Source organism: Solibacillus daqui, from assembly GCF_028747805.1.
GTDB lineage: Bacteria > Bacillota > Bacilli > Bacillales_A > Planococcaceae > Solibacillus > Solibacillus daqui.
Genome location: NZ_CP114887.1, coordinates 3,144,870 through 3,171,083, shown reverse-complemented (window position 1 = coordinate 3,171,083; position 26,214 = coordinate 3,144,870). Strand labels below are relative to the sequence as shown.

Annotated in this window: 20 protein-coding genes; 12 read left to right on the top strand and 8 right to left on the bottom strand. The window is 36.0% G+C overall.

Features of this window, described 5'->3' with window-relative positions:
* Positions 1-306 precede the first annotated feature (306 nt).
* The 3 genes from O7776_RS15625 to O7776_RS15615 all read left to right on the top strand — a co-directional run bounded on the left by O7776_RS15625 (position 307) and on the right by O7776_RS15615 (position 3,677).
* On the top strand, positions 307-777 hold the full coding sequence (locus tag O7776_RS15625) for a Fe-S oxidoreductase (RefSeq protein ID WP_274307890.1): 471 nt from the start codon (positions 307-309) through the stop codon (positions 775-777).
* Between the two features lie 471 nt (positions 778-1,248).
* Positions 1,249-2,577, top strand: a complete 1,329-nt coding sequence (locus O7776_RS15620) for a hemolysin family protein (protein ID WP_274307889.1) — start codon at positions 1,249-1,251, stop codon at positions 2,575-2,577.
* A 38-nt stretch (positions 2,578-2,615) separates the two neighbouring features.
* Positions 2,616-3,677, top strand: a complete 1,062-nt coding sequence (locus tag O7776_RS15615; protein ID WP_274307888.1) for a hemolysin family protein — start codon at positions 2,616-2,618, stop codon at positions 3,675-3,677.
* Between the two features lie 85 nt (positions 3,678-3,762).
* On the opposite strand, the gene O7776_RS15610 is transcribed toward O7776_RS15615, so the two are convergent.
* A complete protein-coding gene (locus O7776_RS15610; RefSeq protein WP_274307887.1) occupies positions 3,763-4,665 on the bottom strand; it encodes an ADP-ribosylglycohydrolase family protein in 903 nt (300 codons plus the stop codon).
* A 134-nt stretch (positions 4,666-4,799) separates the two neighbouring features.
* On the opposite strand from O7776_RS15610, the gene O7776_RS15605 reads away from it, so the two are divergent.
* A complete protein-coding gene (locus tag O7776_RS15605) occupies positions 4,800-4,958 on the top strand; it encodes a hypothetical protein (protein ID WP_274307886.1) in 159 nt (52 codons plus the stop codon).
* A gap of 186 nt (positions 4,959-5,144) precedes the next feature.
* Positions 5,145-5,507, top strand: a complete 363-nt coding sequence (locus tag O7776_RS15600; RefSeq protein WP_274307885.1) for a UPF0158 family protein — start codon at positions 5,145-5,147, stop codon at positions 5,505-5,507.
* A gap of 44 nt (positions 5,508-5,551) precedes the next feature.
* On the opposite strand, the gene O7776_RS15595 is transcribed toward O7776_RS15600, so the two are convergent.
* The 3 genes from O7776_RS15595 to O7776_RS15585 form a co-directional block, all read right to left on the bottom strand.
* A complete protein-coding gene (locus O7776_RS15595; RefSeq protein WP_274307884.1) occupies positions 5,552-5,758 on the bottom strand; it encodes a hypothetical protein in 207 nt (68 codons plus the stop codon).
* Between the two features lie 95 nt (positions 5,759-5,853).
* A complete protein-coding gene (locus tag O7776_RS15590) occupies positions 5,854-10,938 on the bottom strand; it encodes a sensor histidine kinase (protein WP_274307883.1) in 5,085 nt (1,694 codons plus the stop codon).
* 14 nt (positions 10,939-10,952) lie between these two features.
* Positions 10,953-11,207, bottom strand: coding sequence for a hypothetical protein (locus tag O7776_RS15585; RefSeq protein WP_274307882.1), 255 nt, complete (start codon positions 11,205-11,207; stop codon positions 10,953-10,955).
* Positions 11,208-11,682: 475 nt separating this feature from the next.
* Here O7776_RS15585 and O7776_RS15580 point away from each other — a divergent pair, with 475 nt between their 5' ends.
* Positions 11,683-12,606 carry a bile acid:sodium symporter family protein gene (locus tag O7776_RS15580; RefSeq protein ID WP_274307881.1) on the top strand — a complete coding sequence of 308 codons (924 nt, stop codon included), beginning with the start codon at positions 11,683-11,685 and terminating at the stop codon, positions 12,604-12,606.
* 334 nt (positions 12,607-12,940) lie between these two features.
* Entirely contained in the window at positions 12,941-14,152 is a 1,212-nt protein-coding gene (gene sstT / locus O7776_RS15575; RefSeq protein ID WP_274307880.1) for a serine/threonine transporter SstT, read from the top strand.
* 432 nt (positions 14,153-14,584) lie between these two features.
* On the opposite strand, the gene O7776_RS15570 is transcribed toward sstT, so the two are convergent.
* The gene (locus O7776_RS15570; RefSeq protein WP_274307879.1) at positions 14,585-15,502 is read right to left on the bottom strand and encodes a DUF4003 family protein; all 918 of its coding nucleotides are present in this window, start codon (positions 15,500-15,502) and stop codon (positions 14,585-14,587) included.
* 175 nt (positions 15,503-15,677) lie between these two features.
* Here O7776_RS15570 and O7776_RS15565 point away from each other — a divergent pair, with 175 nt between their 5' ends.
* The 5 genes from O7776_RS15565 to O7776_RS15545 all read left to right on the top strand — a co-directional run bounded on the left by O7776_RS15565 (position 15,678) and on the right by O7776_RS15545 (position 22,214).
* Positions 15,678-16,892 (top strand): carboxylate--amine ligase, encoded by a 1,215-nt coding sequence (locus O7776_RS15565; RefSeq protein ID WP_274307878.1) that lies wholly within the window; start codon positions 15,678-15,680, stop codon positions 16,890-16,892.
* Positions 16,893-17,015: 123 nt separating this feature from the next.
* Positions 17,016-17,450, top strand: a complete 435-nt coding sequence (locus tag O7776_RS15560) for an SACOL1771 family peroxiredoxin (protein WP_274307877.1) — start codon at positions 17,016-17,018, stop codon at positions 17,448-17,450.
* A gap of 13 nt (positions 17,451-17,463) precedes the next feature.
* Positions 17,464-19,461, top strand: coding sequence for an ABC1 kinase family protein (locus O7776_RS15555; protein WP_274307876.1), 1,998 nt, complete (start codon positions 17,464-17,466; stop codon positions 19,459-19,461).
* Positions 19,462-19,727: 266 nt separating this feature from the next.
* Positions 19,728-21,212, top strand: coding sequence for a histidine ammonia-lyase (hutH, locus tag O7776_RS15550; protein ID WP_274307875.1), 1,485 nt, complete (start codon positions 19,728-19,730; stop codon positions 21,210-21,212).
* Positions 21,213-21,338: 126 nt separating this feature from the next.
* Positions 21,339-22,214 carry a 5'-3' exonuclease gene (locus tag O7776_RS15545; RefSeq protein ID WP_274307874.1) on the top strand — a complete coding sequence of 292 codons (876 nt, stop codon included), beginning with the start codon at positions 21,339-21,341 and terminating at the stop codon, positions 22,212-22,214.
* Between the two features lie 94 nt (positions 22,215-22,308).
* Here O7776_RS15545 and O7776_RS15540 read toward each other — a convergent pair whose 3' ends face one another.
* Genes O7776_RS15540 through O7776_RS15530 form a run of 3 tightly spaced genes read right to left on the bottom strand, consistent with a single transcriptional unit; the run spans position 22,309 to position 25,965 of the window.
* Positions 22,309-23,448, bottom strand: a complete 1,140-nt coding sequence (locus O7776_RS15540) for a Ger(x)C family spore germination protein (RefSeq protein WP_274307873.1) — start codon at positions 23,446-23,448, stop codon at positions 22,309-22,311.
* Positions 23,448-24,881 carry a spore germination protein gene (locus tag O7776_RS15535; protein WP_274307872.1) on the bottom strand — a complete coding sequence of 478 codons (1,434 nt, stop codon included), beginning with the start codon at positions 24,879-24,881 and terminating at the stop codon, positions 23,448-23,450. The genes O7776_RS15540 and O7776_RS15535 overlap by 1 nt, the downstream gene beginning before the upstream one ends.
* Positions 24,868-25,965: an endospore germination permease gene (locus O7776_RS15530; RefSeq protein WP_274307871.1), complete on the bottom strand. Its 1,098-nt coding sequence runs from the start codon at positions 25,963-25,965 to the stop codon at positions 24,868-24,870. The genes O7776_RS15535 and O7776_RS15530 overlap by 14 nt, the downstream gene beginning before the upstream one ends.
* Positions 25,966-26,214 lie beyond the last annotated feature (249 nt).

The following is a 26,214-nucleotide window of genomic DNA, read 5'->3' as shown; positions in this document are numbered from 1 at the left end:
TAACCTCTCTGTCATTTGAATAAAAATATAATACCAAAAAATCTCAAAAAAGTATTTAAAAATATAAAATTTTCTTAATATTCTAACGCTCGAAGGATAGCCTTGTAATTCCCAAGTCTAACACAATCTTCATAAGGTCAGATATGTATAGAGGCGCATTAATTACAATCCATTTTGTTAAGATGTTCGACTTTGTGGCTAAGTGAAAAGGGAAATTTTAATATGTATAAGTAGAAATTTGATAAACGATTGGAAATTGACTAAAATCACAGAGGATAGAGTTAGCAAACAGAAGGGAATATTTATATGAAAAAGTATGTATTATTACTAGCGATGTTATTATTAGCAGGTTGTGGTGGTAAAGAGGACAGAGGTCCGTTGTTTACTGAAAATCAATCTGTACCATTTGAAATTGTAAAATATGAAGAAAAAATTGCATCGGTTTATGAATCGCTTGTACCACATATAGCTTATGCAGAAACGGCAGGACAGTTAGAGGAATTAAAGGCGCGTTTTAATGTACAGGGCTTTGATATTGATACTGAAAAATATATGGCTATTTTTATTGTCACATATTCAGATAGCTGTGGTATTGCGGTAGACGGCGCCTATGACTATAACAATTATTTAGCGGTTCAACTACTTGATACCAAAGGCGAAAATTGTGATTCAGAAGGTGTGCCTCATACATTCGTATTACAAGTGGATAAAAAGGATTATGAAAAAGTTCAATTGTATAACGGAAATATTATTAAATCCTCAACAGAAGTGGATTAGTATTGGTATCAAAGGGAAATGTCCTAGAAGTATTTCTAGGACATTTCCCTTTGCGCCGAGGATGGAGGCCAGCACGAAGCTGGTCATGAATGCGTTGTCACACGATGTGACGATTTTAGCATTCGTTCCTATTCTGACCACCGCAGAAGCACCGCCTAAAGCGGATGATTACTACACGAGATTTGAACTGTCCAAAAAGTTAAAACTTTTTGGACAGTTCCTTTTTTTATGCTCAGATTTGCATCGAAAGCAACAACACTATATACTCACTAAAAAACCGTAACGTTTCAGTTTTAGTAATCTATTATAAATATTGAAACTTTTTAATAAGTATCACGTAATACTTTATAGGAGCTTATGAATTTTTTACATATTTTTCGCACTTTAAGAGAATGAATCGTATTGGTAAAGGGGAATATGTAGTAACTATCTAAAATTTTGGAGGTGAATCCCTCTAGACGAGGGAAGTAATTGGACATAAACACCATTGTAAACATTATTTTATTAATCATCTTTTTAGGGTTAACAGGATTTTTCGTGGCGGCAGAATTTGCGGTCGTAAAAATCCGTAAATCACGCATTGACCAGTTGATTACAAAAGGTAACAAAAAGGCGGTCATCGCCAAAAAGGTTGTAAGTGATTTAGATTACTATTTATCTGCCTGTCAATTAGGTATTACAATAACTGCGATTGGTTTAGGGGCATTTACTAAGCCTTACATAAAGCAATTGTTATTACCGGTATTCGATTATTTTAATGTGTCGGATGTCGTAGCTTCGGCAATGTCTTACGTTATTGCACTAGCAATTGTCAGCTACCTACACGTTGTTATCGGGGAAATGGCTCCGAAAACGTTAGCGATTCAGTTTTCAGAAAAATTGACGTTATTATTAGCACCACCACTTTACTATTTTGGTAAGGTAATGTATCCATTCATTCAAGCATTAAATGGTACGTCACGCTTATTATTAAAAGTAGTTGGCGTAAAATCAGCAAGTGAAGATCAAGCATACTCCGAAGAAGAGTTGAAAATTATTATGGCGCAAAGCTTCCAAGGTGGCCAAATTGACCAGCAAGAACTTGCCTATTTAGAAAATGTATTCTCGTTTGATGAGCGTATGGCCAAGGATATTATGGTACCACGTACGGACCTTGTGACACTTGATAAAAACATGAATGCCGAGCAAATTATCGCGATTTTAGATGAACATAACTACACGCGTTATCCAATCGTAGAAAACAATGACAAAGATAATATTATCGGTGTAGTCAATGCCAATAAATTATTAAGCTATATCGTTTCAAAACGTGAATTTACGTTAGAGCAATTCTTGCGTAACATCCCATATGTAATGGAAGCAACGCCAATTCAAGATGCCCTGCTTAAAATGCAGCAAGTAAAAATGCATATGACGGTAGTGTTAGATGAATTTGGTGGAACTGCAGGCGTTCTTACAATGGAGGATGTGTTAGAAGAAATCGTTGGTGAAATTCGGGATGAATTCGATGAAGATGAAGTAGACGAAATTCGAAAAACTGGTATAAATGAATATACAATTAGTGCACGTGTATTACTTGTAGAGCTAGAGGACCGCTTCGGCTTTGAATTCGAGAATAGTGAAGATATTGATACAATCGGTGGCTGGATTCAGCATATGAATATCGATACTGTGAAAAACGGAGAGGACCTACAAATAGGGGATACACTCAAATATGATGACCATGCTTGGGTAATTGGCGATATGGATCACTTACAAATTAAAGAAGTCATTTTAAAACAATACGAATTTAAACAATAGTTTTCTCGGAGGTGAGTCCCTCAAAGTGGGGGAGTTAATTGGACAGTATAATCATTATTAATTTACTATTAGTAGCCCTTTTCATCGCGTTAACTGCGTTTTTCGTAGGAGCGGAGTTTTCGATTTTAAAGGTACGTATGTCACGTATCGATCAGCTAATATCAGAGGGGAATAAAAAAGCAATTACCGCTAAAAAAGTAACAGAAAACCTAGATTATTATTTATCGGCTTGTCAGCTTGGCATTACGATTACGGCATTAATTCTTGGTGCGCTTGGTGAGCCAACCGTTGAAAAAATGCTGCACCCAGTATTTGAACACTTCAATGTTCCAGCAGCGGTCGCGACTGCATTATCATATGTTATTGCATTATCAGTTGTAACGTTTTTACACGTAGTACTTGGTGAGTTAATGCCAAAAACATTAGCAATTCAATATGCGGAAAAAATGACGCTACTGCTTGCACCACCACTATATTGGTTCGGTAAAGTGACGGCACCATTTATTTCGGTATTAAATGGTTCGGCACGTTTACTTTTAAAAGGCTTTGGCGTAAAACCGGCTGGACATGATACGGTGTATTCAGAGGAAGAATTAAAAATGATTGTGACGCAAAGCTATGAGGGTGGAGAAATTAACCAAACCGAGCTTGCGTATTTAGAAAATATTTTTGAATTTGACTCACGTAAGCTTAAAGAAGTCATGATTCCACGCAGTGAAATGATTACGCTAGAAAAATCATTTACGCTTGAACAGACGCTTGCGGTAATTGATGAATATGAATATACGCGTTATCCAGTTATTGACCGTAGTAATAATACAGCAGCCTTCGTTGGATTTATTAATACGAAGGAAATGTTAACGGATATTGCTGCAGGGCGTGAAGGAACAATTGAAACATTCATTCGTGAAATCCCGCGTTATAAAGAGTATAAAGCGATTAAAGACGTACTCAAAAAAATGCAGCAAACGCGTAATCATATGGCAATTGTAACAAATGAAAAAGGTGTCACAATTGGCTTAGTAACAATGGAAGATATTTTAACCGAAATCGTTGGTGAAATTGAAGATGAAGATGATGGTATGATTGCCACAACATAAAAGAAGTAGTCCCCCGAAAAAATTTGGGGGACTGTTTTAATTTTGAAATATTGCAACTTTGCCACGATTTACTTTCACTTTATATTTAAAAAATTACTTTTACAAACCGATCTAACAATTTGTTAATTTCATCGCGTTTTGGAATTAACTCCATCCAATCCTCAGGTACATTTAACTCGTCATAGTAGATGCCAGCAATTCCACCAGCAATCGCAGCAACCGTATCGGTATCACTTCCTAGGTGAACGGCATTGAAAATAGTATCATAGTAACTTGAACTATTGAGCATACTCCAATATACTGCTTCGAGTGTGTGGATGACATAGCCGTTACTATTAATATCATCGCGTGTTAACTCATTGATTGAAAAAATACGCTCAAAATGTGGTTTTTCATTTGGATAATAATTTAATAAGGGGAGTAATTGCTTGTTTGCATTCTCAAGGCTTTGTGCAACCGTCATACCATCCATTAAATGATGTACTACATATGTATAATGCATACAACAAAGCGTCGAACGAATATGGCCATGTGTTAACGTAGCATAATCTTTCACATAGCGTTCCTCGATACTACGCTTATAACTATATAAAGCAATTGGTAAAATACGCATTAATGCCCCATTTCCATTGCTTTTTTCATCGGTTTTCGCCTGTTCAAAAGGCCCGTTTTTCTCCCAACGATTTAGAACTTCTGAAATCGTTAAACCAACATCAAATGAAGGTTCATCATTATGAGTCCAGTAGCCACGAAATGCCCAATCACAAAAGGCCTGTTTTAAATCTGCAATAGATGTATCATGTATTAGATGTTCGATTGTAATAAGTGTCATCGCGCTATCGTCTGACCACGTTCCTGCTGGTACATCCCAGCAACCGTAACCAATCATATCATCTACTTTAAATGTATCACGCTCCATAAATTCCATCGGCACACCATATGCATCGCCAATAATAAAGCCCCAAAGCGCACGTTTTCGTTTATTCATTCGTATTCACCTCAATTGACAGTTGTTAGTTTAGTATCAGTGTACCATTAGCTGTTTTTACATTCGATCATTTTTGTATATTATTCGCGTAAACTATTTTAGGAAATTATAATGATGGAAGGAGAGTGGTTATTATGCAGTGTGGTGCGAAATGTTTTTTAGTAGAAATCGAACATAATGGCGAGAAAAAAGTTGTTCCGGTAAAGGCACGATCATCGATACTTGCACGAAAAACGGTACGTATCCACTATGAAGACGCGGTAAAAATTATTTCAATAAAAGAAGACAAGTAAAAATATTGTCCGAGAAGCCACTCAGAGATAAAACTTCCGTGCTGATGATAGTGGAAAGAACAGGTTTTTAGGGTAGGCTTTAGCGCTCATTGTGGAAATCAGTCCACTAGAATTGATTGTTTTTGTCGTATAAATCTATTCGACAAGTCGAGCTATATTTTTTGTAAACTATAATGGGTGATGATGATGAAATTATTAGAGCATTTAGCAGACGCATTTTTAAACGGGGCACAGGATTTTCGATTTGTCTACAATCGTATGACAAAAGAGGTCGATGTGTTAGAAATGTTGAACAATGATTGGGAAGACGATGAAAATTTGGAGCTAGTACCATATAAAGAGTCGCGTGAAATGTATGAAGTAATGGTTGATTTTTCGAATCAGTATGAAGGAGAACTCGAAGAAAAATTATTTCAAGCATTAAATGGTCGTAAACCGTTTCGTGCATTTCAAGAAACAGCGAACAGCTTAGGAATTATAAATCCGTGGTACGATTATGAACAAGAATACACAAAAAAGAAAATGCAAGAATGGCTGGAACGTTTATAAAAAGGAGGCAGATAAAAATCTAATTTTTTTATCTGCTCCTATTTTTATTGTAGTTTTCGTGCTTTGTCTTCTTTTATTTGGCGCATTAATTGAATGATTAGCATAATGATTCCCACTGTACAAAGGATAAGGCTAACGATAAATAAGATCATCCAAGCTGTTAAACCCCAACCACTTGTGAAAAAAATCGAAACAACTAATAAAATAATGCCGACAAATAATGTTAAGTAACCACTTTTAGAAAGTGACACAACAAACGCCTCCTTAAATGCCATATCATAAAAATAACATAGAATATGCATGATTTCCTATTCAAAGGCATAGGAGATTGTAAGCAATTCAAAAATTAATGCTGTATTGGCATTGTAAAGTAAAAGCGCGAACCCATGTCATTACTATCCGCATAGATTTTTCCATTATGCTGTGAAATGATTTCCTTGCAAATAGCAAGGCCGATGCCGTGCGAATTCAATATATTTGAATTAGAAGCGCGGAAATAACTATCGAAAATAAATGGTAATTCATGTTCAGGAATCCCGATACCACTATCTTCAATTATACAAACGAGCTCCTCTTCTTCTATCGACATTTTGAGCGCGACACGTCCTTTTTCCGTATATTTTATGGCGTTTGAAACTAAGTTTGAAATCACTTGTTCCACTCTTAGTAAATCCACATTTACGTAGGAGTTTGGCTCTAAATTTCCTGAAGCGGAGTAAGCTAAATTCGCCTCTAATACATTCGATTCAAAACGATATGCAAAGTGCTCGAAAAATTCCTGCACTGTTAGCGTATTAAAAGTAAAGTCCATGCGCCCGGCTTCTAATTTTGCTAGCTCAAATAAATCTTGAATTAGCCGATTAAGTGAAATTAAACGGTCATGGCTACGTCGTAAATAGTACATTTGCTGTTCCTTTTCGTTGACAACCCCGTCCAAAATGGATTCGATATAACCTAATGTTGATGTTAATGGAGAACGCAATTCATGCGAAATACTTTGTAATAATTTCTTACGTTCTTGCTCATTGATCGCTAGGCGTTCATTGACTTCCTTTAGTGAAACGTTCATTTGATCGAGTGTTGCTGTTCGTTCTTTTACACGATTTTCAAGCTCATTGTAAATTTCCAGATTTTCTAGTGAGACGGCCATTTGTGTAGCAATAAGGCGTAATAATTCCAACTGTACATTGCTAAAGGCATTAACTAATAATTGATTTTCTAAATATAAAAAGGCCTGAATTTTCCCTTTGTATTTGATTGGCATACATAATACAGATTTTGTTGAGCGCTTCATATGTTTATAGGAAGGGTCTTTCTCTAAGTTACCGATCACAAAAACTTCCCCAAGTTGCAGAACATAATCGAATATAATTTTCATCGAAGGCTCTGTAAGTTGTGCAGGTAATGAAATAGGGATGGGCTGTTGATTGCTTGTCGCGTTTGCTAAAATAGAATATTGCTGGTTTATATAGCGAACAAAGTATCCAGAAGTGGCATTTGCCTGTTTTAACATCGTTTTTAACATTTGTTGCAATAATTGTTCTATATTAAAATCTTCATTTGCCAACAAATGCGTTGCATCAAATAAATTAATCATATCGTAGGAAAGGATGGGCAATGATTTGACTACACGTGTTGTAATATAATCTGAATAGTCCTGTTCCCAATTATTTGCTATCGTTGTTGCTCCCCATTCTCGAAGTTTTTCGATACCTTGAGTAATATGATAAGTTGCCTTCGTGGTTTCTAGTTGATTCATATAAAGTAAAGCCATTCGTTCATGAATGACTGCTGCATCATGGCAAAACTGATATATTTCTGCAAGCTGAAGTGCTTCATTGTAAGCTTGAGTTGCTTTTTTGTATTGCTTTTTATAGGCATACTCTTCGGCTACTAAAGTCATATAAATATGCTCATATTGGTGCGGTGCATGTTTTGACCAATGTTTAAAATGGCGCAAGCTAGCCGCGATTTCTTTACGAAATACATTTTTCGAAAAACTATGTGATTGACGACCTTGTAAAAAGTCAAAATAACAAAGTGTACGGAAAAAATGATAAATCGGTGTTGTTGGTAATGAATAGACTTCTTCACTTTGTTTTGCTAAATCTTGAAGCAACGATTTAATTTGCGTTTCATTTTTAAATAAATAAGCCATACGAAGGCGCAGCGTGTAATGCATTACCAATACAGCTTCATCATTTTTTAAAGTAATATGTGAATTCCAAATAAGCTCCGCACTAGGTGATTTTAGAACACGAACCCAATACTTAAATTCTTCTAAAAAATCAACCGCTAAAACACTCGGGTATTTTCCATAAAGATTTTGTTGCAAGCTTAATTCCTCAGAAATTTCCTCTAAGGAACGTCCATCAAGCAACTTTGCACTGCATAAAAAACATGACATAGCAGTAACGTTGTAATATAGACCTAGTTGTTCCATATTTTGTTGAACATTTCTCATATATCGTATACTCGTCTCAAAATCATTTTCCCAATGATTTAAGAAAATACTATATATAAAATAGACACGAGATTTAATATATGTATTTTCAGTTTCTTCCGCCATTGATACCGCCAATTTGCCATAACGTAATGCTTCTTTAACGTCATTTGAACCTGAAATGAGTAATAAAGAATAATTAATAAAGACAATGGCACTCTCAGTTGGTGCACCGTATTGCAATTGTAATCGCATCAAGCGTAGTAAAATTAAACCTGTTAAGTTTTGACTAATACGGAATGAGTTACTTACGATGTTAATCATAATTTGGATGACAACATCGATTTCTTCGTTCTCAATCGGCTTCAGGTTCAGTAGCTGTTCATTAGTTTTGTTACGTAGCGCCATTTTTACAAGAATAAATTCTTTTGCAACTTCCCAAGTTTTTGGTTCAATCTTAATGTTAAGATTACACAGTTCCATTGCTTGTAATCCTGCATTTAGAACGAGCTCTGAATTTTCTTCTTCAATAAAAATGAGCGACATTAAACGATAAATTTTTAATTTTTCAAGTTTTGATTTCGCATGAGATAACGCCTCAAAAATATAATTTTTCGACTGCTCATAATTTCCTACTAAATATTCACATTCTCCAATGTCCATATAGATTTGAATCGTTTCTTCGCGCATTGAAATCCATTTTTCCTCTGGTAAAAATCGTAAACTTTGATTGAAATATAGACGCGCATTACTATAAAGACCAGCATTTTTCGCTTTAATGCCAAGTTCGTAGTTCCAAAGAGCTAATTGCTGATGTTCTGTAGCAGAAAGTAACTCCATACATTGATTTAGCTGACGAACAAGAGCTTGCAATTGATTTTCACGAACATCTTCACGTTGTAATAACTGACTTATAGAAAAATGCGTTTTTAAACGCACATCATGAGGCAGCATTTCATAGGCAGCTTGTTGAATACGGTCATGCACAAATTGAAACTTCATCGCATTTAACTGCTGGCTATTTTCAATAATCGATTCATGTTTAAAATCCAAGAGTGTATCAAGTGCTTGAATAAAGCCATTTGAAATCAACTCTTCTAAATTAGATAGTATTTCATAGTAAGGTGCATTTACTAATTTTAATAAAAGTTCGAAGTCAAAATTATGTCCGAAGCAAGACGCAATTTGTAACAAAGATAATGACGCTTCCGAAAGCATATTCATGCGACTTTCTATAAAGCTAAATAAGTCTGTGTTTCCTATATTTTGGTAAAGTTTTTCTACATCATATTCCCAGAGCCCTTTTTCTAAATGATAGAAAACCGTTTTGTCTTTAATAAAAATCCTTAATACTTCGTGGACGAAAAGGGGGTTTCCTTGAGTCATTTGGAAAATACGTTGTGCTACGATATGGGCGGTTTCACATTGAGATTTTAAAGCATCACTAACGATTGAAAAAATATGGTTTTGGGAAAGTAAATGAACTTGAATAGCACTAAAAGCAGATAATTCTTTTTGCCATAGTAGTAGTTCATTGTTTGCATGGCAGATTTCGTCACGACTCGCAATAATTATTAGTAAATGACCACCTTCATACTGGTTGTAGATTTGTTCTAAAATTTGAATTACCTCGGTTTCAGCCCATTGCATATCATCAATAAAGATGACAAGTGTTTTTTTTAGGAGCGCAAAAATATGCAGTATTTTTTCGATTGAAGCAAAAATAATTGCGTTTAATTGAAGTGTATACTGCTTGCTTTCTTGCACGATGCGAAACTCTTCATTAATAAACCATTCAAGCTCAGGGATGAGTAGAATTAAACTGTCAGTAAGTATTAATTCCATTTCGTGCATTTTTATTTGAAAGCTTTCAATGGACTGTTCACCCTCTAAATAAATTTGTTGTAGTAATTTACGTAAAGGTTCGACAATTGGCTGAAATGAGTGCTGTTCTTGTAATTGTTCAAATTTACTTTCTAAAAAATAGTTGTGATCATTAATAATTTGCTTCATTAAAGATTTAGCGAGGAATGATTTTCCAATTCCTGAAATCCCTTTAATAAAAACGATTTCCTTGTTGCCGGCTTTTGCCTTGTTATAGGCCTGTTGTAAAACGATTTGCTCGCTTTCTCGGCCATATAATTTTGATGAAAACATCGGTAGTAGAGGCAAATCTTGTTCGCCAAGAGCAAAATATGCATTGAATTGATGCTGTATTAGTAAATCCATTGCCTTATGTAAATCATGACGTAGGCCTATTGCCGATTGGTAACGCTCTACTTTATCTTTTCGCAATAGCTTTAACGTGATGTCTTGTAATATTTTTAGCTGACAATGCTCTTCAAGTAAATGTTCGTCGGGGGTTTTCGTTAATACAAAAAAGAGCGCATCGCCAATATTGTCTGCTTGAAATAGTGGCTTTTTTGTAATGAGCTCAAAAAGTATCGTACCTAAAATGTAAAGGTCTGTACGTTCGTCGATTTCTGCAACAACTCGACCCGTTTGTTCTGGTGCATTATAAACGGCTTCTTGTATATTGTGAGCGTGCATATTAGTAACAGCTCGTTTTGCAGTCATTGGTGCAACTAATTTAATTTTATGGCGTTTAGGCTGAATCGCAATCAAACGAGGTGAAAAATACTCAATCGTTTCACCTTGTTGATGAAAGCTAATACATGCGTTTGTCAGCTCCAGTGCAATTTGAATAATTTCATGTAATGATAGCTGGTGCTGCTGTTGATACTGTTGTAATGATTGTCCCAAAAAGTCTTCATAAACAATCGCATACTGCTGTTGAAAATTTGTAATACCAACTGGCTGAAAAAGCCATGGATTATTTTTTGTTTTTTGTTGAAGCTGCACAAGTAATTCTAGTGCCTGTTGTTCAGATAAAATATGCTCTATCGGCTGTACTAACATTGTGCGTTCGAAATGTTCAACGTATTTTCGTAGCAGTAGTGGATGTAATAAGTTCGTTTCGGTAATCATTGGCAACAGCTCCTTTATTGAGTTGAAAATAATGCTCCTGTTTTATTAAATCGTTGTAAGTCAGTGATTAGTTGAGGTTTTCCGTGTGTCTTACATAAATATTGTGACATCAATGACGCTAATTGTATTTCATTTAGTTGGTAATAGGGGTGGGGAACCATTTCATAGTTATCCATTACACGAAATGCATGAAAAACTGGTAAATAGATATGACTAAACCATTCATTTTGATGATAGTGCTGCTTCAAATTTTCATAATAGCGACGCATGTGCTGTTCATCATTATTGATTAAAAAATCGGAAAATTTACTGAACAAATCTTGTAGAGAGTTGACATGAAATGTAATCAATTTAGAATAGACGAGCTAAAATCCATTGGCATGGTAGTATTTTGTTGCATTTTAACACACTCCTATTTATTTTCCTATTAGTTATTAAGGTAAAAGAAGAAGGTTAAAATTGAGTTAAAAAATAAAATGAAAGTAATTAAATTGGAAAAATATTAGTTTATTGGTTGAGTTATAATCGGGGTTAGTGAGGGGATAGACGTTTTTTGGGTAGTAATAAAGTTGGATTCTCAAGGAAGGATGAAGAGAAAAGAGTAGGGACTGCCTCTTTCTAGTATAAATAAATCTAAAATAGATAATGAAAAAGTGATATTTTTAAGTGGAGGTAAGATAATATTGTATTCGATGTCCTTGAAATGACATGGAGACGAAAGTGGTAAGAAACGAGGGAAAAGTCATGGTTCAACAACTTAATCAATTTATTCAACGCTATATGCCGATATTAACGCCTCTAAGTTTAGTGATTGGCGTGATACTTGAACAAATAGGTAGTAATTTTTTATTTTTAGTTCCAATATTATTTGCAGTTATGACGTTTATTAGTAGTTTGAGTTTGAAATTTCGTGACATTAAAGTATTTAAAATGTACCCAAAAACGATTTTATTTGTCATAGCATTTTTACATATTTTAATGCCATTATGGGCGTACACAATAGCTGAGCTTATTTTCGATGATTATTTATTAACGATTGGTTTTATATTATCAGTAGCAGTTCCAACAGGTGTTACAAGTGTAATTTGGGTAACAATTAGTAAGGGAAATTTACCCTTATGTTTGGCGATTATCTTAATAGATACGTTACTAGCTCCAATATTAATGCCGTTACTTTTACACATCGTTGTTGGTGAGACAATTCATATAGAGACAGCAGCGCTCATTATTGATTTAATTTTGATGATTGTTCTGCCGTCGTTTGTCGGAATGTTTATCAATGAATGGACCAAAGGGGAGCTGCAAAAGCGTTATAATCAGCCGTTTGCATTGATTTCAAAACTATGTTTGTTTGGCATTATTATGATTAATAGTAGCGCCATTGCACCATATGTAAAAAATATAAATGCTGAGCTAGCACTTGTTATTGGGACTGTGTTATTCGTTGCGGTGTCAGGTTATATTCTGGCACTAGCACTTGGAAAGCTGTTTTTAAAATCAAAGGCTGATCAAGCGACATTTATTTTTAATGGTGGGATGCGTAATATTGCGGTAGGCGTTGTTATTGCAACGACATATTTTCCCTCTAAAGTAGCGATGCCAGTTGTTTTTGGGATGTTATTCCAACAAGTGTTAGCATCCATTTTCTTTAAAGTAACACGAACATAACATCGTTCGAATGTTTTATTGTACGTGTATTGAGGAATTTAGGACGAATTAAATAAATTTTTATTCGTATTTAGAGGTAGTTGGTTGCGTAAAACCCTTATTTTGAGGGGATTTAAAGAGAGTGTTGTTATTGATATTTTTGTCCTCCTTGAAAATACAGTTGTGTTAATAGAGAACACAAGCTATTATTGTTATATAGCAAAAATAGAAAACAGAAGTGTAATAAACGTGAAACTTCAAATCGGTATGAAACTTGTTTTCATTCTAATATTAAGTTTCAACTGCTTCGCTTCAGACTAGAAGCTTGTAACAACTTAGAATTGCGGAGGAAATCATGATGAATTTGTTCAACAAATGGAATAGTATTAATTTAGTAAACCGCATTATTATCGGTATTGTCATCGGTGTTGTTTTAGCATTAACAATTCCAGAAACCGTAAGCGGCATTACGATTCTTGGTACTTTGTTTATTTCAGCTTTAAAGGCAGTAGCACCCGTACTTGTATTTGTGTTAGTTATTAATGCGATTGCTTCACATGTAAAAGGCAAGGCTACCAATATGAAAACGGTTTTACTTCTATATGCAGTAGCAACGTTCTTGGCAGGCTTTGTGGCGGTAGTTGTAAGCTATATTTTCCCGACAACATTAACATTAAAAACGGCTGCACAAGATGTCACACCACCAAGCGGCATTTTAGAAGTGTTAGAAACGTTACTATTTAACATCGTTACGAACCCGGTTAGTGCATTGTTAAATGCGAATTATCTTGGCATTTTAGCCTGGGCCGTTGTATTAGGTATTGCTTTAAAAGGAGCAAATGACTCCACGAAAGCGATGATTACAAACCTATCCGATGCTATAACGAAAATTGTTCAATGGGTAATTAGTTTAGCACCAATTGGTATCATGGGTGTTGTATTTGAAGCAATTTCAACAACGGGTATTTCTGCATTAGCAGAATATGGTCGTTTAATTGTAATATTAGTTGCTACAATGTTTTTTGTAGCATTAGTCGTGAACCCGCTCATCGTATTTGTCGTGGCACGTCGGAATCCTTATCCATTAGTGTTAACTTCATTAAAAGAGAGTGGTATTACTGCATTTTTCACGCGAAGCTCGGCAGCAAATATTCCAGTAAATATGGCATTGGCTGAAAAATTGAAGCTTAATAAAGACACGTATGCAGTATCGATTCCTCTAGGGGCAACGATAAATATGGCTGGCGCAGCAATCACAATTTCAATTTTAACGATGGCAGCAGCCCATACATTAGGGACTGAAATAGATTTCTTTACGGCTGTTGTTTTAATGGTATTATCCGCTGTTTCGGCAGCAGGTGCTTCTGGCGTAGCTGGCGGTTCATTGCTATTAATCCCATTAGCATGTAGCATATTAGGTATTTCAGATGATATCGCCATGCAAGTGGTTGCGATTGGCTTTATTATCGGTGTAATCCAAGATTCTTGTGAAACAGCACTAAACTCTTCTTCGGATATTGTATTTACGGCAGCAGCAGAATACGCAAACGAGCGTAAAAATAAATAAGTTATATGAAAATTCACATTGCCCTAATAAGCAGTGTGAATTTTTTTATCGAAATTTCCGCTAATTATTTGTCGAATGGCATTATTTCTTGGGAAATAAAGTACAAATTGTTCGAAAATGACTGTTATATATAGAAAGGGAGATTTCCAGTTAGTCGATTTTGGAGGGGACAATATGTCAATTTTAGATGATTTACGGCAAGTAATGCGCGATACAAAATTTATTACAAAATTTAAGCAAAGTTAAACATAACTATCTATTTAAGCTCGACTTATATGGCAACGCTCAAAAGGTAGGACGGAAAGTACAATTGGTAAGTTTGAGCAATGTGAATCGAAGAATTTTATGATTAAGTAAAATGGGGCATGCTAGGATTACTGGCATGCCTTTAATTTTGATATATGGAATAGGAAAGTATCAGTTATTCTAACGTTAATCTCCACCACCGCCGTTGTCAGAGCCACATTCTCCTGCAACTACAGGATCAATGTGCAGCATGTCATTAAAATCGAGTGCCGATTCTGGTAAGTCACCGATGGCTTCATTGGACGTATAAATTTGCGCGGCTAAGAGTAACGAGTTACAGTCGTATTTTTTAATGTTTAACTCACGGCAAATTTCGTCGTGAATTGCATAGAGAGCAGGGAATTGAACTACTTTAAATTTTGCTAACGCCAATAGCGCAATTGTATTGTAATGACAACGTTCAATCTTTACATCGGATTTGCGAATAAAATGAGAAATTTGCTGTAAGTGTTGACTTGTTTCATCACAAAATATGCCCGTCCCTAAAGTTAATAGCACTGCACTATTTTTCGTAGTATCTTTATGCTCATAACCTAATGAAATGAGAGCCTTGTAATAGAGTTCATATGTTTGTACGAGAGTTGCAACATTATTTTCACGTGTCGAAAGCAAAGCTGTTGTCGAAAGCTTAAGTGCGGAATAGGTTAAACTGGGCTGCCGTGCTAATTCGTTAGTGAGAGTTTGTAATTTTTGAATGTCGGCGTCATGCTTCATGTACATTGCTGCTAAGTACGTTTGCTCATTTCGTTTAAATTGCTTTGTTAACTGTTTATACATATGTAATGTGTGTACGACTTGTTCAGGAGCTTTAGCGAAATGTACATAGTAATTATGATAGATTTTTTGGCCAGCCCGTGCACTACTATACCATTTCGTATTGGCCTTAATTTGCTGTACAACCTTTTCATAGTCTTCATAGTAAAAAGGAATATTACGCACAGTTAATTTAAGCGCTAATTCTTTTTCAAATGGAGCAGCTTCCGAACCAAAATAAAGGCGGATTTTTTCGACATTGTAGAAAAATAATTGTAGTTGCTCGTTCATCACTATCACCTCTTATTTATTTGTACGTATTTAATTAATGAAAGTTTCACAAAAAAAACGATAGGAATGCTCAAAATTAAGTTTGCAAAATACAGCATAATTGGAACGAGTGGTGTATGATAAATAAGTGAAAAATATAACCTTACATGAACAATGTTGAGAGGAACTAAACGTTATGAGCCAACAACCATTTTTACCGATTATCGTAGGTACAGATATTAATGCATACAACATGGCGATATCATTCCATGAAGAATATAAAATCCAGCCCGTGTTAGTAGGAAAGGGTGTACTGCCATTCACAAATTTAAGTACGATACCTCGTGCCATAGAGTACGATAAAAAACTAGGTGACCCAACACAATTTGCAAAAATTTTAATAAGTGTTGCCAAAAAATATGAAGAAGCAGCTGAAAAATTAATTTTAATCGGGACAAACGACTTATATGTACGACTCATTATTGAAAATCGCAATATTTTAAAAGATTACTTTGTATTTAACTACATTGATGAAGAGTTAATGAATGAAGTTCAATTTAAAGAAAACTTTTATAAACTATGTGAGCAGCACGGCCTCGATTTTCCGACGACTGTTTTTTATAATTGTAAAACAGACGATGAGTTCACAAAAGATATGCTCTATCCGGTAATTATTAAGCCAAGTAATGGGATTGAATATAGCCGACATCCGTTTGAAGGACAAGAAAAAGTTTTTAAAGTTGAAAACATCACGGAGCTAAACAATGTTGTGAAAATGATTAAAAACAGTGGTTATGCTGACACATTAATCATTCAAGATTACATTCCTGGTGAAGATACAGCGATGTGGGATTCAGTTGTTTATGTAAGCTCAAAAGGCGAAACTCAGCTAGTATCATTTGCGCAAGTTGTACTACAAGAGCATACAAAAACAGCCATTGGGAATTATACAGCACTGATTTCTCGCTACAATGAAAATCTAATGACGAAGCTAAGCGGCTTTTTAGAAGCATTGAATTACCGCGGCTTTGGAAACTTCGATTTAAAATATGATGAGCGCGACGGTAAGTTCAAAGTATTTGAAGTAAATATCCGTCAAGGGCGTTCGAGTTATTATGTAACGGCAATGGGACATAATATGGCGCGTTATTTTGTTGATGATTTAATTTACAATAAAGAGAAGCCGTGCACGTATTTAAAAGGCGATGTATTATTTTCGGTCGTGCCAAAAATCGTACTGAAGAAATTCGTAGCTGATCCAGCTGTTCAAGCGGATATCGCCCGTTTATTAAAAGAAAATAAAATGGTGAACCCTTTATTCTACAAGCAAGACAAGCACCTAAAGCGCAAGTTCTATATGTTCATGCGTCAGGTGAATTATTACAAAAAATATAAAGAGAATGTTTGGTAAATTAAACAAAACGCAATTTCTAGTAATAGGGATTTTGCGTTTTTTCTTTGTTTATAGTCATTGAAAGCATTCATTTATTAAAAAATGTTATAGTAAAAGAAAAATGAAATGAGTGAACTTATAATGACAAAGCATATATTTACTTTACAAATTGATTGGCCACAGGGAAGAAATTCAGTAGGTAGCTTATCAGCAAACCGCCTACAAACGCAGATTTCAATTCCACCAGAAATGGATGGTCCAGGAATCGGTACAAACCCTGATGAAATGTTGCTCGGCGCGGCAGCAACGTGCTATATCATCACGTTAGCGGCTATGTATGAACGTGGTCAAATTGATGCAGAATTGGCATTAAGATCAGAAGGAATAGTTGATGTGACAAACGGTGTCTTTACCTATCAAGAAATTCATCATTATGTCACGATAACGCTAAATGACCAATCAGAGCGTGTACGAAAACTAGCAGAGCGCTATGCATATAAAGCAGAAGAAACTTGTATGATTAGTAAGGCGTTAAAAGGGAATGTAGACATTCAAGTACATATTACGATGAACTAAGGGGGCGAGCTTGTTGAATATTATTTCAGCGGTCATTCAATTAGTAGGCGCTAGCTTTGTAATCTTTTTTATCAGTGGACGATTAATCGGCTCGCAAGTTAGTTTAGTAAAACGTGTACTATCAGTCGTTATAAGTGTTGTTTTTACAACATTTGTATTTTGGTATACGTATTTGCGTGGCACGGATTATTTTGATTACGGCATTGTGGAGAATGTAGTAAATAGTGCGACGCTGCTGTGGCTTGGTAGTATGTTGCTTATTTCGATGCTGTTGTACTTGTTTTTCGAATTATTTGACCCGATCGAGTTAAATGAAAATGGTACACCTGTTGGTAGACGTTCTTATTTCAAAACACTGTTAATATATTGGAAGCGTCAAAAACGTTTACGCGAAGTAGTCGGTATAGCTGTGAAAAATGGTGTAACGCGTACGGTAAAATATGCGCGTTCTCGTGAAGATGAGCGTGAGTTAGCGAAGGCTTTGCGTGACACACTTGAACAATGTGGTGGGGTATTTATCAAATTTGGTCAAGTACTATCTACAAGAAAAGAGCTTCTATCACCTATTTTTATAGAAGAATTAGAAAAGCTTCAGCAGCATGTAAAGCCATTAACTGAACAGCAAGTTGAACAAATTTTACAAGAAAATTACGGTCAAGATGTAGACCAAGTATTTTCCTACTTTAGCAAAACGCCATTAGCTTCAGCCTCTATTGGACAAGTGCATAAGGCGGTTTTGAAAGAAGCAAATGAGCCGGTTGTCGTTAAATTGCTACGTCCTGAAGTAAAGCATATTATGCATGAGGATTTATCGATTTTAATGGAATTTGCAAGTTGGATTTCGAGTAAATCCGGGTGGGCTGAAAACTTAGGTTTCTATGATTTAGCAAAAGGGTTTAGTTTAGCGCTTAGTGAGGAAATCGATTTTAATATTGAGGCGCGCAATATGGAGCAAATGGCGCTCATTGTGCAAAAAGGTGAAATCAACGTAAAAGTGCCCCAAGTTTTTACGCGCTATAGCAAAAAAAATGTGCTTGTAATGGAGTATATTAAAGGGCAATCCGTTACTGTGGCAAATGCATTATTTAATGATAACTGTGTAAATCGCCATGATTTTGCTCAAACGCTTCTATATGCCTTTTTAGAACAGGCACTTGTTTCTGGTATATTTCATGCCGATCCACATCCAGGCAATATTTATATTGAAGAAGATACGGGTCGGGTGGCAATGTTGGATTACGGTGCGGTGGGTCGCTTAGCAATACAGCAACAAGATGGCCTTAAGTATTTTTTAGTTGGAATTCACCAGGCGGATGCAGCGCTTGTTGTTGACGGTATCAACCTACTAGTAGAAAATGGTGAATCGGTGAATCGTCAAGAAATGGAACAGGCCATTAGCCAAATTTTACTTAGAATTAGTTATGTGTCACGCGTTGAAACGGACGAACTGATATATTCTATTTTCTCGGTCGCACGTGATTTTGGTCTACATTTCTATCCGGCAGTTAGTATAGCTTTACGCGCAATTGTCACACTAGACGGGACATTATCAACTATTGACCCACGCTTTGAAATTTTTAGAGAAATTAAAGATTTTTCAAATAACTATTTAAAAGCGAGTTTGGCAAAACCATTTAAGCAACCAAAAGAAACGAAGCAATTTATCGAAGAAGAGCTGGCGCTACTTTTACCCAATTTACGAAAAATTCCTCGTCGTATTGATCAAATGATAAAAAAAGCAGAAAGCGGCAAAATCATTTTGCATCATGATATTTTCTCGGATAAAACGAATGCGATGTTTGTTACACAGCTATTTTCACGTTTCGTGTTGTTGCTCGTTGGCATTACATTTGGCATTATCTCGGTAGCATTGCTAGCAATTTCGCAGTTTATTCATACCGCCTATGCTGTTTATCTAAATACGGCTGCTTACCTAGGTTTATTTTTATGTGCAATATTACTCGTACGCTTATCAATCCAAGCAATTCGAGATATGAAACGAACAAAATAAAAAATTTTTAAGAGATTCGATTTAGGGTCTCTTTTTTTGTGTGGTATAAAACACTTTACTATAATAGAATACTAAATTACTAGTGAAATAGTTTATTAGCATATAAACAGGTTAAATTGAAAATACCGTAATAAACCACGTAAAAAATGATTTTTAGAGAGAAAATTTGATTTTTGTTAAAAAATAAGTGGAAATAAACTATTTTTTGTAGAATAATAAATTCAAGGAAACTATTGATTTAGAAAATTCACAAAGGGTGGGGTAATATGATTCAATTAAACGGCCAGAATTTGTCGATGGAACAAATGGCAAGTATTTTATATAGTAAACAAAAAGTAGCGATTGCAGATGATGCAAAACATAAAGTAGCAAAAAGCCGTGAAGCAGTTGAACGAATTGTACAGCAAGATAAAACGGTGTATGGCATTAATACAGGGTTTGGGAAATTTAGCGATGTAAAAATCGCCGAACAAGAAGTCAGTAAATTGCAGGTGAATTTAATTCGTTCACACGCTTGTGGTTTCGGCGAGCCGTTCCCGATTTTAGTTGCAAAAGCAATGATGGTGTTACGTTTGAATGCGTTGTTAAAAGGATTTTCAGGTATTCGTTTAGAGGTGCTTGAGCGACTATGCTATATGATTAATGAAGATATTATTCCTGTCATTCCACAGCAAGGTTCGCTTGGAGCATCGGGTGATTTAGCACCGCTTTCGCATTTAGTATTGGCATTAATTAGCGAGGGTGAAGTGTTTGTTCAAGGGGAACGTCGACCATCGAGTGAATTATTTGACCAGCTAAATCTTCCGAAAATCGAGCTACAAGCAAAGGAAGGCTTAGCGCTCATTAATGGAACACAAGCAATGACTGCACAAGGGATTGTTAACTATATTGAAGCCGAAAAATTAGCGTACGCAAGTGAATGGATTGCAGCGATGACGATGGAAGCATTGTACGGTATTATTGATGCCTTCCACCCAGCTGTTCACGAGGCACGTGGAATGCATGAGCAGATGGACGTTGCAGCGCGTATGCGTGACTGGCTCGAAGGCAGTGAACTTATTACACATCAAGGGGAAAAACGTGTACAAGATCCATATTCACTGCGCTGCATTCCTCAAATTCATGGAGCGAGCTGGCAAGTATTAAATTATGTCAAAGAAAAGCTAGAGCTTGAAATGAACGCAGCAACGGATAATCCATTGATTTTTGAGGATGGCGAACTCATTATTTCAGGTGGGAACTTCCACGGACAACCGATAGCCTTTGCGATGGATTTTTTAAAAATTGGAGTTGCCGAACTTGCAAATGTTTCGGAGCGTCGCATTGAACGTTTAGTGAATCCACAGTTAAACGAAGGATTACCAGCATTTTTAAGTGCCAAACCTGGTTTAGAATCAGGGGCGATGATATTACAATATAGCGCGGCAAGCTTAGTATCAGAAAATAAAACACTTGCACATCCAGCATCGGTTGATTCGATTCCATCTTCAGCAAATCAGGAGGATCATGTTAGTATGGGGACTACGGGTTCACGACATGCGCGTATGATTATCGGAAATGTCCGCAATGTATTGGCGATTGAAGCATTTTGTGCTGCTCAAGCTGTAGAATATCGTGGGGTGGAGCAGATGTCACCAAAGCTACGCGAAAAGTGGGAGCAAATTCGAGAACTTGCTCCAAGTATGACCGAAGACCGAATTTTCAGTCATGATGTCAATCGTATTATCGAATTCTTATTGCCATCAAGGTAAGTGTGTCTATCAGCGTTTTACCTTATTAAGTAGGTGTTAGAAATCTCGACGCAGTTGCGTAAAGGTGCAATTGATCTTGTGGTTTTGCTATAATAAATGTCTAGAAGTTTGAGAGGAAGAATATTTATGACAAAACCACATTTATTAATCGTTGATGGTATGGCACTTCTATTCCGTTCGTTTTTCGCGTCAGCTGCGATGAATCAATTTATTCGTTTAGATGATGGCACACCGTCGAACGGCGTACAGGGCTTTGCACGCCATGTATTAACAGCACAAAATATAATGAAACCAACGCATTTAGCAGTTTGTTGGGATATGGGCGCCCACACATTTCGCAATGAATTGTTCGATGGCTACAAAGCAAATCGCCCAGCTCCTCCAGAAGAAATGCTGCCACAATTTGATATGGCAAAGGATGTATCACAAATGATTGGCTGGAAAAATTTCGGAACAAAGGGTTTAGAAGCCGATGATTTAATTGGGTCTATGATAGAAAAATGGAAGGATGCTGCACAAATTACTGTTATTAGTGGTGACCGTGATTTATTGCAGCTGTTAAATCCAACTACTACAATTGCGTTCACGAAAAAGGGCTACACAGAATATGATGTCTACACGGAGGCACGCTTTGTTGATGAATATGGCATTGCACCAAAGCAATTTGCCGACGTAAAAGCATTTATGGGTGATACAAGTGACGGATACCCAGGTGTTAAAGGTATTGGTCCGAAAACCGCTTTACAATTGATTCAAAACCACGGCTCCATTGACGGGGTATTAGCAGCATTATCGACATTAAAGCCGGGGCAACGAATTAAAATTAGTGAAAATGAAGACATGCTTCGCTTATCACACCAATTAGCAACAATTAACTGCGCAGCGCCAATTGATGCAGAGCTTGATGAGTTACGTTTAGATGCATACACACCATCGCTATTTAATTCTGTAGAACAAAAGGGCTATCGTTTAATTGCAAAACATGCGCGGTCGATAAAATAAATAGTGATACAAAAAAACATACACCGTCTCTTTGCGAAGAAACGGTGTATGTTTTTACGTTCATTATTATTCTTATCCTAACCCCGTAGGCGTTTTACTTTTCATTTGAAATGATACGTTCACCATTCATTTTTACAACTTCAACGTCAATCGAGCGAATGGAATTTTCATTTAACGGTACAGTCCCATCTACATGGAATTTTTTCCAAGACTTATTGTGTTTTCGATACACTACTTCGGATAGACGAAAAACATCCACGCCCATTTCTAACGCTGCTTTATAGGTCGCTTCAATTTCTTTTTTTATCGTCTCTTCAATTTTATCTTTTACTTGATCCATTATTTCCTGATTCTCAGATTCTATCGCTTTAACAACACATTTTACCTCCAATTCAAAGTGTATCGAATCTTCGTTGATGATTGGACGAATAGTTGGTTTAACGGATTCTATGACATTTGTTATATAAGGTTCTGAAAAACCATCTATTTTAATTGTTACTTGACCACGCGTGGTTTTTTCGTTCATCCATTGGAGTCCTTTTACATCGTCGCCTTTTAATTGCCCCATATAACCGTCCTTATAGGTAATTAAGGCAACAGATTTAATAGAGTATACGCTATCTTGACCTTTATCTGTTGACCAGCTGTCACTTAGTTCGATGAAAGGAATAATCGCCGAATGGCTCGGTTCATCAGTATTAATCAAAAGTTCACGGAAATTTATCGGTTGAATAAACGATGATTGTGACAGCGAGTTGGTTGGATCTCCTACCTTTGATAATGTAATGGCTTTATTAATAATCGGTGTTGTTAACATAATTTCTTCTAGAGGGGCATCCGTAACATATGTCCAGGTCGTATAGCGCAATTCCCTATAGCGAACAAAGGCATTAACAGTTGCCTTTCCTTTTTCTTGTTTTAAAGCTTCCTCGGAAAATACAATATATTCAAGTTGTCCTAAAAAAAGTCTTTCATCCATAGTCTTATATAAGTTGAAAAAAACCTCATTAAAATTTCGCCCTCTTGCTACACCGACTTCTGCTTGACTCGCGTCAGGATTTGGTTGATCTGATTTGGCGATATTCGTAAAATCAATAATTTGGGCATACATGATATATTCATCATCTTTAAAATCAATTCCGAGACCGAAAAGATAATACATTCGCTCCGGTTGATTTGTATCCCAGCAGCCTGCAAGTAAAAGAAGGAGTGGGAGAAATAGAAGCTTTTTCATCACTCTTTCTCCCTCGTTTTATCTTGAAGATTTTTTGTTGCTGTCCTTTTTTTATAGGATGACATAGGAGGACGGAATAGCGTTACTTTCAAATTCGACCAAGAAAGATCAGCTGTAAAGTAAAGGTAAGGAACGCCATACACGCGCAAGTTGGCTAAATAAAGCACGAACAAATAAAGCGATAAAAATAAGCCAAATAAGCCAAATACAGAGGTCATAAGAATATTCAAAATGCGCATAATACTTACCGTAGTAACGAGCGATTGATTTACAAGAGTAAATCCTGCAATTGTTGAAATGGCAATAACGACAATCATTGCAGGGCTTGTTATTCCTGAACGTATTGCAGCATCTCCGATAATAAGTCCTCCAACGACGCTAATTGTCCCACCGAGGGTACTTGGCAAACGTAATCCGGCTTCTCGAAATAGCTCAAACATGAATAACATACCGAGCATTTCCAACGCCGTTGGAAGCGGTAACCCAGTATTTGCTTGAACGATTGTCGCAAGTAACGGGAATGGTAATTGTTCTTGATGAAATGTCGTTAAAGCAAGCCAAAATGCAGGTAAAAATAATGCGATAATAATACTAAAAATTCGTAAAATTCGCTCTATTGAGCTTGTAACCGCTGGGTGATCAAAATCTTCACCTGATTTTAATAGCAAAAACAAATTGACGGGAGTAATTACCGCATATGAAATGCCATCAACGAGAATAACAAAGCGTCCTGCTGATAATGCCATTACAGCAAAATCCGGTCGACCAGTCGTATGGTTTAGCGGTAAAAAATAGGACCGTTTATTAAAACGTTCCATAAGTGATTCACTGCTTATAAGAATATCAGTACAAACAGACTCCAAATCCTGCTTTAGTTCTTTTAGTATCGTTAAATCTGCTATATCGTGAAAATAAAGAACGGCAAGCTTCGTTTTCGAGCGTTCCCCAATGGATAGCTTTTCAACGGCAAGAGAATCAGTAGGTAGTCGCTTGCGAATCAGTGCAATATTAATTGATAAATCTTCAATAAAATTGTCTCGAGGCCCTTTTATTTGTACCTCTAATTTCGTTTCTTCTGGACTTCGATTAGGCTTTTTTTCAATATTACTTGATAATAGTATTTGAAGCTTTTCCACATAAATAAGGACAAAGCCACCAAATACATTCGTTGTGGCATCGTTTAAATCTGTGATTTGTTGTAAATCAGGAAGGTATAAATTTTGGGAAAGCATATTTTCAGTTAACGGTTTATCGGAGTCACTACAAATCGACTGAAGTCTAGGTACAATAATTTCATTTAGTGAATATTTGTCAATCATCGCATCGCATGTAATAAGTGTTACTTTGCTTGTTTGAAAGGAATACGTTTGAAAATGAACATCCTCACAATGTTTAAAGTGCTCTTTTAACGAAATCGTATCAATTTGATGCATCGCTTTCCACCTTACTGTTTGTTCTCTTTCGTAAAAGAAACAGCAATAAAAACGCTAATATGAAAAAGAACAAAGCTGTACTTATTAAAAAATACTTCCCTTTAATCTCGATAAATATACTGTCATTTATCAAAAATAGCGGCAATGTTAAAAAAATAAATGCTGGTGCAACGATTTCCCAAATTTTTTTTTTCTTCCCTGTCATCCCTAATAGCTCAATGGCGATATATAATAAAAAGCCGACGCGTATAAACGTACCTGTTAACCATTGATAAATAGAGAAGAAGTCTAAATGCGATACATAGTTACCAATTTTAGCAATTCTCCATTCTTCAAAGGCAGGATAACGTTGTCTAGCAGCTTCTGTAGGACCGAATTCTGTAATTGCACCTATTAGTGGACCAAGCGTTAAGCCAACGAGAATGAAAAGAATAATGAGTAGGTGCGTAAATTTTAATTTTTTCGTAAAATGCTGTTGAATAAACAAAAGCAAAAGAATTTCAAAAAAGCCGGAAGCAGGATATACGACCGTTTTTATGATGGGGGAATAGCCATGCTCGAAAAATGGACGCAGTAATGAATGGTCTTTTACTTGTAAGTTGACAAACGCAACGAAAAAGCCCAATACAACGACACCAAATAGGACGATAATATTCGCCATCGTAATACTTAACACGGACGACGTGGCTAATAAAAGGCAAACAACTGAAAAAAGGAAAAATAGTAGGAGAACAGGTGTTTCAATTAAGAAGGTTGTCGACACCCATTGTAAAGTTTCACGCATTGTAAATGCAGCCATTACCAATAAATAAAAAACAATTACATAAATCACTACGTTTCCGAATTTAGGGTAATTTGTAAGCAAACGAGTACGAACGGAATCCGAATGTAGCTGTTTTTGAAGTAGAAAAAATACATAAAGCCAGGGAACGGTGATAAGAGCTGATAAAATGATTGACATCCATGAATCGCGCTCAGCTCCACTTAATAAAGAGGGAATGATTGTTACGTGATTTTTCAAGCCAATCACCGTCATCGATAAAAAAACAATATGAAGAATACTAATTTTACCTTTAGATTTCATAGAAAATTCCTCGCACTTTTTCTCTATTGAATGATTATTAGGTGGAAAAGAACATGTACTTACCTTAACTTAAGATAAGCACTCTCTTCCTAGTACAAAGTATTGCCAAAAATAGAGTGGTTATACAATTTTAAGGATATTAGTATCAGATACTATATTTCTTATAAAGTGAAATTTCAATCAGTGGGATTATATTTAATCGGAGGGAATAATATTTATTTTGGAAAATATAAAAAGCGCTAGCTCGGG

Excerpts from the sequence above, each read along its gene's own strand:
- O7776_RS15625 (WP_274307890.1), top strand. The coding sequence starts at position 307 with ATGAAAAAGTATGTATTATTACTAGCGATGTTATTATTAGCAGGTTGT.
- O7776_RS15610 (WP_274307887.1), bottom strand. The coding sequence starts at position 4,665 with ATGAATAAACGAAAACGTGCGCTTTGGGGCTTTATTATTGGCGATGCA.
- O7776_RS15605 (WP_274307886.1), top strand. The coding sequence starts at position 4,800 with ATGCAGTGTGGTGCGAAATGTTTTTTAGTAGAAATCGAACATAATGGC.
- O7776_RS15600 (WP_274307885.1), top strand. The coding sequence starts at position 5,145 with ATGAAATTATTAGAGCATTTAGCAGACGCATTTTTAAACGGGGCACAG.
- O7776_RS15590 (WP_274307883.1), bottom strand. The coding sequence starts at position 10,938 with ATGATTACCGAAACGAACTTATTACATCCACTACTGCTACGAAAATAC.
- O7776_RS15585 (WP_274307882.1), bottom strand. The coding sequence starts at position 11,207 with ATGCGTCGCTATTATGAAAATTTGAAGCAGCACTATCATCAAAATGAA.
- O7776_RS15580 (WP_274307881.1), top strand. The coding sequence starts at position 11,683 with ATGGTTCAACAACTTAATCAATTTATTCAACGCTATATGCCGATATTA.
- sstT (WP_274307880.1), top strand. The coding sequence starts at position 12,941 with ATGATGAATTTGTTCAACAAATGGAATAGTATTAATTTAGTAAACCGC.
- O7776_RS15570 (WP_274307879.1), bottom strand. The coding sequence starts at position 15,502 with ATGAACGAGCAACTACAATTATTTTTCTACAATGTCGAAAAAATCCGC.
- O7776_RS15565 (WP_274307878.1), top strand. The coding sequence starts at position 15,678 with ATGAGCCAACAACCATTTTTACCGATTATCGTAGGTACAGATATTAAT.
- O7776_RS15560 (WP_274307877.1), top strand. The coding sequence starts at position 17,016 with ATGACAAAGCATATATTTACTTTACAAATTGATTGGCCACAGGGAAGA.
- hutH (WP_274307875.1), top strand. The coding sequence starts at position 19,728 with ATGATTCAATTAAACGGCCAGAATTTGTCGATGGAACAAATGGCAAGT.
- O7776_RS15545 (WP_274307874.1), top strand. The coding sequence starts at position 21,339 with ATGACAAAACCACATTTATTAATCGTTGATGGTATGGCACTTCTATTC.
- O7776_RS15540 (WP_274307873.1), bottom strand. The coding sequence starts at position 23,448 with ATGAAAAAGCTTCTATTTCTCCCACTCCTTCTTTTACTTGCAGGCTGC.
- O7776_RS15535 (WP_274307872.1), bottom strand. The coding sequence starts at position 24,881 with ATGCATCAAATTGATACGATTTCGTTAAAAGAGCACTTTAAACATTGT.
- O7776_RS15530 (WP_274307871.1), bottom strand. The coding sequence starts at position 25,965 with ATGAAATCTAAAGGTAAAATTAGTATTCTTCATATTGTTTTTTTATCG.